The sequence below is a fragment of the Oleiphilus sp. HI0086 genome, from assembly GCF_001635225.1.
On record NZ_LWFZ01000706.1, the window covers coordinates 1 to 12,271 of the forward strand.

9 protein-coding genes are annotated in these 12,271 nt (G+C 44.6%); 3 read left to right on the forward strand and 6 right to left on the reverse strand.

Annotation, left to right across the window (positions count from 1 at the left end):
• Positions 1 to 447 (forward strand): DUF1499 domain-containing protein (locus A3756_RS11385; protein ID WP_082865213.1); only part of this gene is annotated, 447 nt, incomplete at its 5' end.
• 1 nt (position 448) lies between these two features.
• Here A3756_RS11385 and A3756_RS11390 read toward each other — a convergent pair.
• Positions 449 to 2,650 (reverse strand): penicillin acylase family protein, encoded by a 2,202-nt coding sequence (locus A3756_RS11390; RefSeq protein ID WP_068553526.1) that lies wholly within the window; start codon positions 2,648 to 2,650, stop codon positions 449 to 451.
• A gap of 193 nt (positions 2,651 to 2,843) precedes the next feature.
• Between A3756_RS11390 and A3756_RS11395 the strand changes: the two genes are divergently transcribed.
• Positions 2,844 to 3,428 carry a TetR/AcrR family transcriptional regulator gene (locus A3756_RS11395; protein WP_068514680.1) on the forward strand — a complete coding sequence of 195 codons (585 nt, stop codon included), beginning with the start codon at positions 2,844 to 2,846 and terminating at the stop codon, positions 3,426 to 3,428.
• Between the two features lie 30 nt (positions 3,429 to 3,458).
• On the opposite strand, the gene A3756_RS11400 is transcribed toward A3756_RS11395, so the two are convergent.
• Both A3756_RS11400 and A3756_RS11405 read right to left on the reverse strand, forming a co-directional pair.
• Positions 3,459 to 5,081 carry a long-chain-fatty-acid--CoA ligase gene (locus A3756_RS11400; RefSeq protein WP_068553527.1) on the reverse strand — a complete coding sequence of 541 codons (1,623 nt, stop codon included), beginning with the start codon at positions 5,079 to 5,081 and terminating at the stop codon, positions 3,459 to 3,461.
• A 54-nt stretch (positions 5,082 to 5,135) separates the two neighbouring features.
• Complete coding sequence (locus tag A3756_RS11405; RefSeq protein WP_068553528.1) at positions 5,136 to 5,627, reverse strand: regulatory protein RecX; 492 nt, start codon at positions 5,625 to 5,627, stop codon at positions 5,136 to 5,138.
• A 380-nt stretch (positions 5,628 to 6,007) separates the two neighbouring features.
• On the opposite strand from A3756_RS11405, the gene A3756_RS11410 reads away from it, so the two are divergent.
• Positions 6,008 to 8,839: a DUF349 domain-containing protein gene (locus A3756_RS11410; protein ID WP_068553529.1), complete on the forward strand. Its 2,832-nt coding sequence runs from the start codon at positions 6,008 to 6,010 to the stop codon at positions 8,837 to 8,839.
• A gap of 49 nt (positions 8,840 to 8,888) precedes the next feature.
• Here A3756_RS11410 and A3756_RS11415 read toward each other — a convergent pair whose 3' ends face one another.
• The 3 genes from A3756_RS11415 to A3756_RS11425 form a co-directional block, all read right to left on the reverse strand.
• Positions 8,889 to 9,767 (reverse strand): DMT family transporter, encoded by an 879-nt coding sequence (locus tag A3756_RS11415; RefSeq protein WP_068553530.1) that lies wholly within the window; start codon positions 9,765 to 9,767, stop codon positions 8,889 to 8,891.
• Positions 9,768 to 9,878: 111 nt separating this feature from the next.
• The gene (locus tag A3756_RS11420; RefSeq protein WP_068553531.1) at positions 9,879 to 10,985 is read right to left on the reverse strand and encodes a lipase secretion chaperone; all 1,107 of its coding nucleotides are present in this window, start codon (positions 10,983 to 10,985) and stop codon (positions 9,879 to 9,881) included.
• A gap of 92 nt (positions 10,986 to 11,077) precedes the next feature.
• Positions 11,078 to 12,040, reverse strand: coding sequence for a triacylglycerol lipase (locus A3756_RS11425; RefSeq protein ID WP_068552731.1), 963 nt, complete (start codon positions 12,038 to 12,040; stop codon positions 11,078 to 11,080).
• Positions 12,041 to 12,271 lie beyond the last annotated feature (231 nt).

Below are 12,271 nucleotides of genomic sequence, written 5' to 3' on the forward strand. Positions count from 1 at the left end.
CTCTATGTCAGCCTTACTCTGCTAGCGATGACAAGTGGCTGCGCTGTCAGCCCGCTACAACAAAGTGATCCTGAACCTAGTCTCAATTGGTGCCCACCACTGCCTAATTGCGTCTCAACTGAAGCAAGTACCTTTTTTCACAAAATAGATCAGTTTTCCCTATCCATGCCTTTTGAAAAGGCGTGGCCACATGTAGTTGCTAGTGTAAACCAGCTCCCTCGCACCGAGATTTCACATCAATATCAGGGCTATATTTACGCAAAAAGTTATTCTCAAATATTTGGCTTTGTCGACTATTTCGAGGTACTTTATCAAGCTAATACAGAAACATTGAATGTACGTTCAGGCTCTCTACTAGGAATATCTGACCTATTGGTTAACTACCGAAGAACAGAACAACTTCGCGAGTCTTTGCTAACAAAACAAGTTATCTCACCCACGGACTAGCTCAGCTATCCAGGATTTTATAACGTCCGACACGCCAATCGTCTAATCCGGACTTATACCATCGCGAGAAGCGACTATCTGAAGGACCGCCTGCCAAACAAGTATGTAAGCTTGACTCGCCCATATCAGCAATCAAACGCACCGATGGCGCGAAACTGGTGTCACGCCCAGCGCTACGATAAACCTGACCTTGGTGAGGCGTTGCCCGCCCGCCCAGCAAGGGTATCGACTCAGTATCAAAACCGAGAAAGGTCGGCAGCTTCCCTTGGAATACAATATTGTTCAAAGCAATAGTATTCACCTCTCCCCAACTCTGATTATGCTTCTTCGATAACGGCTCCTTTAGTGCTTTGAGTTTATTGAAGGCTGAAAGGTAGGCTTCATCGCGTGTGATATCGCAATACCAGGCAGATTTATCGCTCACTAATATACGGTCAAAATTCTGATAGAAATCGATAAACAATCCACTATCCTGGGATAAGTGCTCAATCACATCGCCACCCAAACCTATCCTCTGCAAACCAAAGACTTCTTTTCTCAGTAAATCATAGAATGCCTCAAAAACTGGAGCGCCTATAGAGTCCAGGTCATAACGGTGATCCCATTGCTTAAGCATCTGATAGAGTTCACCTCTTTCACCATTTGATTCCAGCAGAGGCAATAGAATATCTAGAAACAACCCTGCTTGCTTTGAATAAACGTCCATCTGCAGAGCTTTCATTGATTCGATATCGTGCGTTTTATGGCTCGCCAATACCTCTTCAATTCTACTCGCTCGGTAATCCCCCATCGGCATATTAATTGGATCAACACGCCCCAGGTGGTTTAGATCCTGATTCGCCGTGACTAAATAGCCATTTTCGGGATTATAGGCACAAGGCAAGTCTTCTATATCCACCAGACCCTGCCAATCATTGTTTGAATCACAGCCCGATATTGGCACAAACCCATTCCAACCAGCACAGCGCTTAGGCATTAGACCCGACATCTGATAAGCAATGTTATCCTCAGAATCAGCAATCACCCAGTTCCAGGCTGACTCGATCTTACCCAAGGTAGCCATTGCCTCTGCAGCTGAAGACATATCCCCCATCTTCAAGGCAGCCATAATAGACGCAGCACCTGAATCTGCAGCAGCCCAACGCGTAGCAATGTAATGACCCGCGATAGCCGGATCACCTTCGAGTACGCCATGCTTATTCTCGTAATAACAAAGCTCAACATCCGCTGACTTTTTCCGTTTTATCACCTCTCTGCGAGTAGCGAAATCATGCCAAGCACCGTCTTTCCGATACTGCCCACCCTTACAATCTTCTACCCAACTATCTACCGTATCCATGAAGGTATAAGTCACTCCCCAGGCAACCTGCTTATTGCGACCAACCAACACACCAGGCAAACCGGGCATCCCCATTCCGATTAGCGAACCGCCGCTCCATGATAAGCTTTGCTCACACCAAACATTGGGCAAACGATTTACTTCCAGGTGAGGATCATTGGCCATGATTGCTCGCCCAGATTTTGTACGGCTGCCTGCGACAACCCAATTGTTAGACGCCATCATTCTAGGCAAGGCCTGATTCCAGATCACTTCACGCGGAACAATTCGTTCCTGAAGCTGAATACTCTCCACCAGTTCACGGTCAAAACGCTTAACGTCAATGGGAAATAGTTCAGCCAGAGCTTCTGTAGAGACGCCTGATTGCGTCAATTCAATAAAGAAACGTTCTACTTCCGCCTGCGATTGCGCCAAAGTCAGGTAGCTCGTCATTCGCGATATAAGAATAATATCCTGCACTTTCCAAGGTTCTGCCTGATAACCCAAGAGCTTCATTAAAGAAAATTCACCGGCTGAAAAGCCCGCATTGACACCATCACAGTAGGATTGAATCTGTGATAGTGAGACGACATCGAGCTTATTCAACTCTTGCGTTAAATTGCCATACCAATTTGCTCGCCTAAAGAACTTATCTATTGCCAAAGACTCTTCAGTATCCGAAAGCAGCTCCGTTAGCCGACCCTGCCCAAGTATCCGCATCATTAGCAATTGCGTGCCACGATCTATTGCATGCGCATAACCGCTCCCCCAAAGGGCGTCCTTGAAAGATGATGCTTTGACATGAGGCACTCCAGCCTCATCACGATTAATCGACAAACCTGAAGGCTGAGGCCCGCGAACTTTGATACGTCTCTTATTAAACATCTATGCACCTCGGACTAAAACAACATTTAAATTCCCATTAAAGGGAATATATAACCCAAAATGCATTTTTTCAACATAAATTCCCACTCATGATCACTTATATTCTTTTTTATTATTGAAACGAATGATTTAGATCTCTTTAGGCATTAGAATCCCTAGCCATAGATAGGCCCATCAATTTAACGGAAGAGAAATGGGAAGAAAGAGCTTAAAAGTAGAACGAGTCAGTGAAATCCTGGATGCCTTTGAACGCTGCGTCGAAACGAAAGGACTGCAAGGTATGACACTGGATATGGTTGCTGAAGAAGCTGGCATGGCCAGGAGGATGATTCGTCATTATGTCGGTAATCGCAAGGAGCTTATTGAAGCTGGTGTAAAGAGAATTATCAGCAAGTTTGAAGACAGTGTTCAACAAAGCATGAACGTAGCTGAACCGGAAAAGCGTTTTGAAGCGGCTTTTGACTACATATTTAGCGAAGCGTTTAACAACCTACCGGCAACACGTCTGGTGGCTGCCTTGTTACCCGTAAGCCTTTACGACCCAGATGTACAAGCGGCAGTGAAGTCTATCTACGACTTCTTTCTGCTAGGGCTAAAGCAGGAACTAGCCGAACTAAACCCTAACATAGATGAAAAAGAGCTTGAGCAAACAGCCTACTCCATCATGTGTTTATCATTTGGTGGAGGCTGGATGGGGAACATTGGCTTCGACCCAAAGCTCAACCAAAAGAACAAGGAACTCGCAAGAGGCTTAGTTCAAAAATTGGGGCCAGAGTAAAAACAGGCATTTTTACTCTGACCTGAATTATCATTCTTTCCATTCGAAACCTTTAAACTGCTCTCGAATCACCTTTTTATCGAGTTTTCCCGTTGCCGTATGCGGTAATTCTTCAACGAATTCACAAGCAGTGGGTATCCACCAGCGGGCAACTTTTTCGTTAAAGAAAGACAGGATCTCTTGCTCATTTAGTGCTGCATTCGGTTTTCTAACCAACAACAACAAAGGACGCTCCGTCCATTTCTCGTGAGCAACACCAATCACTGCCGCTTCAGCCACATCTGGATGATTCATTGCCAAGTTTTCTAGTTCGATACTGGATATCCATTCTCCACCCGATTTAATAATATCCTTGGTCCGGTCAGTAATTTGCATTCGTGATTCGGTATCCAAATAGGCTACATCACCTGTTTCGAACCAACCACCCGGAGCAAATTCACCCTCCAACTTATGGTAGCCCTGTGTAATAAATGGCCCCCTCACCTGCACGGCACCAGCACTTTTTCCATCCCAAGGCAATTCCTTCCCAGCTTCATCAACGATACGTAGGTCGACTCCGAAAATAGGACGCCCCTGACGTAATAAGGCTTCAGTAAACGCTTCTTCCGGCAACTCAAAATCAGCCGCTGACATTTTGTTATAAGTGCCGAGCGGACTCATCTCGGTCATTCCCCAAGCATGCTCTACATCTACATTGTGCTTGTCTTTGAAGGTTTTAAAGATTGAAAGTGGACACGCGGCTCCTCCCACCGTCACACGTTTGAGACTGTCAATTGACTCACCACTTTGACCCAAATAGGCAAGCAGGGCCAACCACACTGTCGGAACGCCTGCCGACATCGATATTTTTTCGTCATTGATTAATTTGGTCAGAGTCTCACCGTCAGCCATTTTAGGACCTGGCATCACTAATTTTGCGCCAGCCATGGGAGCTGAATAAACGATCCCCCAGCCATTAACATGAAACATGGGAACAATCGGCATCACCACGTCCTGGCGCGAAAGGCCAAAGGCATCCGGTAAGCTACTGGCATAACTATGAAGAACTGTTGACCTGTGACTATAGACAACCCCCTTTGGGTTACCAGTAGTACCTGAGGTATAGCACAAGGCAGAAGCTGTGGATTCTTCGAGCTCAGGCCAGTCAAATTCTGGTTCGTATTTAGCTATAAGCGTTTCGTAACACTGGACATTGCGTAAACAGGTTTCAGGCATTTTCGCCTCTGAGGTCAATACGACAAAACCTTTCACATTGGGCATTTTCTCTTGTAACTGCTCTAGCTTAGGTACAAATAAGGAGTCAACGAATAGCCATTGATCTTCAGCATGTTCAACAATGTATTCAATCTGTTCATCAAATAAGCGCGGATTAATCGTATGGCAAACCATACCTGAACAGGAAATCGCATAGTAAAGTTCGAGATGCCGATGATCATTCCAAGCCATCGTTGCAACCACATCACCCTGCTTTAAACCCAAGCCTTTTAGCGCATTAGCTAACTGACGCGTTCGTTGAAAAGCTTCTGCATAGGTATAGCGAAAGCTTGCTTGATCTGCGGTAACCGAGACAATCTCTTGCTGGGGATAAATTTTGTCAGCAAACTCCATCACTGAAGTTATGGTTAAAGGCTGATCCATCATGGTTGAGATCATTTGCTACATCCTCTTGTTATAAATATTGTTCTTATTTATTAATCTATTGGCGAGTTACACAAAATATTGTTCATCATCTTCATGCACTTCAAACGCAAAGGATATCTGATCCATCGTAAAACCTCGTCCAGCTAGAAAGCGCATTTGTCGAGACTTCTTTTTGTAGTAAAGCGCCCGATCTTTATCATTGAGCGGCTCTCTAAATTTTCGTAATCGTAAAGACTGAGCCAAGGCAAACCAGTCACCCTCAAACGCTTCAAAGCCCTCATTCACCATTGAAGACTTCACACCCTTTTGCTGTAACTTGAAACGTATTTTCTGTGGCCCATGCCCCTTCTCATAGCTGCTACGAATAATCATTCTCACATATCGTTCGTCACTCAAGTAGCCAGCGTCTAGCATCGACTGAACTGCCTGTTCCACCAGAGCCTCTTCATATCCCTTACCTTGCAGCTTTTCGCGCAGCTCATGTTCACTATGCTCGCGACGAGATAGAAGATCTACGGCTTTATTTTTAACACTTTGGAGATCTGCTTCTCTCTTCATTTATCACGTTTTTCCATAAAGCCCTGCGACTCTTTTCAATATTGGCCCTATACGGCTCTCGTCACGTAATGAATCCCGCTAAATACCAGAGAATAGTGGAGATTTTTACGCGAGGCTGCGCTAGAATGCCCGAGCCTATTGCTCTCTTGAAGCTAACAAAAGCCTCAGGGTGCAACATTTGGAACGAGTTTAAATATATCCAAGCTCGTTCAGTTAATTAAGACTATAACGTGAAAAACAGCAGATTCCTATGTCAACAATGTCAGTAGGAATTCGACTTTTCGCACTCTCAAAGTCTTAAGACAAAACGGTTTCCTTTTTCGAAAGGACTAACACTTTACAAGAGCATTATTAAAAACAGAGATAAGCGAGATACCAGCATGGCTACTTTTCTTTCCAAGCTATTCAAACCAAAATGGCAAAGCAAGCATACAGCAACCAGACTTGAAGCAATCAAAGAGCTCAACCCTGGCCAGAATGAAGATCATCAAATATTACTTCAGCTTGCACAAAACGATGAACAAGTAGCCGTCAGAAAAAGCGCCACATCACGCTTAACTGACCCTCAAGCACTGATCACGCTTCACGCGCAGTCTAAAGACGAACTAAAGCCTCTAATTGAAGAAAAGTTATACGAGCTGGCTAACGCTCAGTCATTGAGTATTTTCGACCTAATTACTGACAATAAAATACTTACTCAAATGATCATTAAGTCGAATCAGGCAGATGCTTTCCTAAGCGGTTTGGCTCGGATTGAAGATAAGCAATCACTGCTAGAAATTGCAGTAAAAGCAAAAATGGCAAAACTCCGACAAGCCGCTGCTGAGCTTATCGAAACAGAAGCAGACTTAAGCACACTGCTGAGTCAGGCAAAGGGTAAGGACAAATCGGTTTATCATATAGCCAAGTCCAAGCTTGCCACTATCCGCAATCAGATCGCTGAACGAAGTCAACAGCAACAAGATATAGAGAAAGCACTAGCAGACATTACCGCCCTCGCAAAAACCGAGGTTCTTCAGCACTACGATGCCAAGCTTTTTAACCTAAGCAAACGTTGGGCGGCAGTTAGCTTCAGTGCTAACGAAACACAACGCAAAGAATTTGCTCACTACCAAGCTGAGTGCCAAGCAAGAATTGATAAAATTGCCCAAGAAAAGCTCGAAGCAGAAGAACAGGAGCGCTTAATCCAAACCGGTGGTGATGAGCAAGAAGCGACTTTGTATACATTGTCTGAAACACTTAAGCGCTTCACCACAGAGGTCCCCTCATTTCATGATATCTCTGCAATTGACGCGCTAATCAAAACTCAGGAAAACCGCTGGCTCGAAGTCACTCGCAATGTAAAAGTCGAGAAGAACAAGGCAAAGCACTATCAAGTATTAATGAGTGAGATTCGTCAGTACTATAAAGCGCTTACGCTCTTGAAAGAAGCTGAGCCCGAGCTAAAGGAATCGATCGACGAACTTAGCAAACAGGGTAAAAAAGACAGCACGCAACTCGATACGCTCAACCAAAGAATTCGTAAGCTTCTTAAGCAGGTAAATTGGCCGAAAGATTACGCACAACCAGAAGTTATTTCCCAAAGCAATGAAGCGCTGGGGCATTCTGCTGAAATTAAGCAACAGGTCGCTGAGAACACTAAAGAGATTGAAAGCAAGATTTCCCAATTAGTCACGCAACTCGACAAGTCTTTGGAAGATAAACAGCTAAAAAAATCCAACTCTTTACTCAAAGATATCCAGCGACAAATCAGTAAGCTGGGAAGCAAGCAAAGTGACCAGTATCACAACATGCTCAACCTCAGAATTAACCAGTTGAACGACCTGCGCGACTGGCAGGGTTATGCATCAAACCCTCGCCAACTGGCGCTGTGCGAATCAATGGAGCGTCTCGTCGACACACATATCGAGCCACGCGATAAAGCCGATCGAATCAAAGCAATGCAAAAGGAATGGAAAACCTTGGGTGGTGCTTCAGACCAATCGTTATGGCAGCGCTTTAAAGAAGCGGCCGACAAGGCTTACGAACCTTGCCATGCTTTTTTTGACGAACAGAATCAACTTAAAAAGAACAACTCCGCAAAGCGCGAACAAATCATCACAGAGTTAAGCAACTTCATTGATAACAATGACTGGGAAAACGCTGACTGGAAAGGCGCTGAAAAAATTAACAGACAAGCTCGCCTTGAATGGAAAGAAGCCTACCCGGTTGATTTCAAAACCAATAAGCCAATGCAACAACAGTTCAATGCCCTCTTAAAAGCCTTTGATAAGAAACTTGATACAGAAAGAGACAAGAACCTCTCCTTGAAGCAAGAAATCATTGATCAGGCGCAGACGCTTATAGAGCTTGAAAACCTTGAACAAGCCATACAAAGTGCAAAGGACTTACAACAAGCCTGGCAAAAGGTTGGCATCACGCCTTATAAGAAAGAAAGAGAGCTTTGGCAAGCATTTCGCGCAATTTGCGACCAGATATTTGCCCGCCGCGACCAAGTTCGCAATGAAAAGAAAGAAGAGGCGAATAAGGCTTCAAACGCAGCGAACGAGCTTCTATCTCGTATCGAATCTGAACTCGATTCCCTAAGCGATACCAACCTTAGCGAACTCAAAGCCAGATTAAGCGAGTACCGTAAAGAATATAAGTCCCTACCTTCAGTACAAGGCAAAGCTCTGGAAAAAATTCAAAATCGTTTTGAAGCTTTACTCAAAAAACTTAAGCAACTTATCGCTGGCCAAGAAAACAGGCAGCACCTATTAGCTTGGCAAGAAGTACAGCGTAAGGCTAAGCTCTGTAGAGAGGTCTATCACAATAATACTCAGGCCGATGCGAACCTTGATGATGAGTTTGCCTCGCAACTTGAGCTTCCTAAAGCTCAGGAAGATACTCTTAAAACTTTATGGATCTCTGTCAAAGCTGGTTCGGTAAGTCCCGAGCGTTGCGTGACACTTCAAGAGGCACGTTCTTTGTGTATAGCTTGTGAGATCGCTGCAGGTATCGAGTCACCGGAAAGTGACAAAGAGCTGCGCATGCAGCTACAAGTTAGCAGGCTTTCAGAAGGAATGTCTTCATCAGGTGAAAACCTAAGCCGAGAGCAACAACTTAGCGCAAGCTTACAAAAGTGGTATGACTCGGTTGGCCCGACACTAGAAGAGTTCAGCCAACTTGAGCCTCGAATTGACAATACAATTCAACACCTTTTTGCTCAATAAGACTAACTAAGCGAGACGGGTGCTCATCTATCAGAGCGCCCGGTTTGCTTCACTTCTGTCTGGACAGCATATTAATAATTGCGCCCGCCAGTATCGCTCCAGCACCCAGCCACACCCAGATGTCTGGTACTTCACTAAAAACAAGCCAGCCTAGCAATGCTGAAAAAACTACCTGCAGATAAGAAAACGCTGTCGCCCTTCCTGCAGGTTCCGTTTGCATTGACTTGGTTAAGCCAATTTGCCCGACCTGTGTAAAGATCCCGACCAAAAGTAAAAGTGAACAAGCTTCCATTGTCGGCAAGACAAAATCGTCCCCCAATAACACGAGAGAAAATGGCAAAGCGACCATAGGGAAGTAGAATACAATCACGGAAGGGTCTTCCGTCTGACTGAGCTTGCGGACAATAACATAGGCCACACCACTCCCAAAAGCACCTAACACCGCAGCCATCAAGGCAAAACTGGCAATGTCCGTCCCTATTCCGCCAAACAACCAAGCAGGTCTTGCGACAAGCAATAAGCCAATAAAACTAAAACCGATACTGATAACAAGAGACCACTGCAATCGCTCCTTAAGAAAGAAAGTCGCTAGAATGGCAGTAAAAATCGGATGTAAATACTGTAGAACCGTGGCTTCAGCCAAAGGCATATGTGTCACAGAATAATATACACACACTAACGCCAACGTTCCCACTGCGCCGCGCAGCATTAACAAGGGGCGATTATTGCCCAGAAGGGAAATGCGCTTACGTTTTACATCGACATAGCTCAGGAGCACGGAAACCAAAGCTCGCGCAGCAACGATTTCCAAAACAGGTATACCCAACAAGCTGACTTTTTTAACGCAAGCAGCCATCAGAGCAAAGCCCAGCGCACTAAGAATCATGTAGCGCATGCCGATAGGCATGGCAAAGAAAAGCTGTTTCATTTTCTAGAACAGCGAATATAGAATAAACGCTCGATAAGCACGGCAACCTCACATGTTTAAAACACAGAGGATGCTACACAAAGTTAGTTCAGTGCTCAATGAATAGATGAGCTAAACGTCAGCTTTGCGCTCGTAAACTTTCACTCGAATCTGCTCGCGTGAGTCAAATTGACTGGCACGTAATGTATCAACTTGAGCCTGACGCTCTTCAGCACTCAAGCCTTCTATCAATAGGATTTCTTGTCGTTGATCCAGAAAACTATCAATACGCGCTTGCCATTGAGCACGTTCCTGATCCAAAGTATCGAAACGTTCAGCTGCTTCAACACCAAACATTTCAACCCTGACCGCTCTAACTTCTTCATACCCACCGCCCTCTTCTTTTATTTGGGCAACACGGGAATTTAATTCGTCAGTGATACGAGCTTCTCTACGAGACTCTATAATATCAGCAGGTGCTTGAGCATCGACTTGCGCTAAACGCTGTTCCTTTTCTTCAGCGCTCAAGCCTTTTTCTGCGTCAATACTTAGCCTAGCCAGAGTGTATTGATCATAAGCCTCTTCTGAAGCATAAAACGCCTCATATACCTCAGCGTCCAGGTATTGTGCACGCATCTCCGATAGAGCATTTAGTTGCTCACTTAATAAAGCGACATAACGACCTTTATCGGCCATTAACTCTCCGTTCTCCATCATGCCTTTAATTGACTCTGAGCGGCTGAGTTCATAGTCATATAAGGCCTGTTTTAAAGAGATATACTGAGCCAAGATCTGCTTCGACTGAGTCAGTGCAGGCTCCTGCAAATAGTAACTCAAGTATTCATCAATTCTAGCCAGCACGACATCCAACTCTTCTTCTTCAATAGTTGACAGGAAATAATCAAACACTCTTTTGATATCGCTAGAGATACGTAAGTTACCCTGCTCATCTACTTGCAAGCTTTGCTGCATCTGGGTCCCTTGAAGCGAATCAGGCAATGCACCTAGTCGACTCTCATATGCAAGCGTACTGATAAGCTGAGCACCTTCCGCCAAATTACTAGCCAAGGGCTTAGCCTCAAGCTGAGATATTTTATTGTCTTGATGTAAGCTGAGGTGATTAGCATGAATCGGCGCAGCCTCATCAAATACAAAAGTACTTAAAATCATCGCCAATGCTGCTACGCCAGCACCACCCAACAGAAAGTTTCTTTTAATTAGTTTGGTTTGATGAGTCATTGACAAGCGATACCTTATGCTCTTGGAAAGTTAGAAGTTCTGCTAGCTGCTGAAAACAGCTCCCCTAAAAGCATAGAGGAGCTGTAAAAGGCTTATAGTCCAGCAGACTTCAAGCGTGATGCCTGATTCTTATATAAAGTTAGAGGATCAGTCTCAAACAGATGGTGAATACCAAAGACATGATTCACTGCATCCATATGGTTCATGTTATAGCGCGTACCGATAACATCTCCCCAATGCTGGTCACAACGTTCAACCAAGCCATCGTTCGCACCACTGATCGTTGCACCCGTAAACATCAAGAACGCATCTGAAATATCTAAAGCATTGGTAAATGTCGCATCACCACCCCATGAGTAGTAACGAATACCATTTACTTTAGATGCACCTTCACCACAACGTGAGCTAGGCTTTCCATCCGGGAATAAAGCGTTAAACTGGTTAGCGCCTGGCGATGTCATGAACGTTACTGAGGCCAACGCATCCTGCGCATACTCAGGGTTGCCTGACAAGGCATCAATTACGTTACCAAGCAGATTAAGAGATCCTTCGACCAATGCTTCAAGGCCACCACCAACAGGAACGATACCGCGAGCAACATCAGCGAAGTCAGAACCAAAGTTCACCGCATTGATAGTCGTTACCGAAGCAACCAAGTCAGGTCTTACGCCCGCTGCATAGCGTACAGTTGGCCCACCCAAGCTGTGGCCCATCAAGTTGAATTTCTGCGCACCCGTCGCCGCACGAAGATCTTCCAATGCTGCAATAAGGTCTTCTCCACGCTGGTATGCATCATCCCATGCAGTCACATTCGGCGCATAAACCTTGGCACCACGTTCTTTAAGAGCACTTTTAACACCATAAAAGTAATCGATACCTAAAATATCGCTAAAGCCCGAAACACCATGAACTAGAACGATAGGGTATTTTGTTTCGTAGGCGTCGCAATCCTGCCACCACCAACAAATTGCACTTGCTTGAGCACTAAAGACCATCAGTGCCGTGAGTAAAAGCCAGCTTTTAGCTTGGCCAAATTTATTATTTTTAGCTTTCATATTGTTTTGCCTATTATTTGTTTTTATTAATCAGGGTCGCTTTATTCAATAGCGCTTAAGACTAGCTTGACAAAAAACCAATCAAAAAAGGTTCTACAAGATCACAAACGAACATTTTTTAACCAATTATTTTCTAAACCAAAGCTTCTAGCACTATAAATAATGCGCATTCAGTTTTTCTAGACCAGAACCACTAAACCAGAACTACTAATTCTTACCGCATATAAAGAA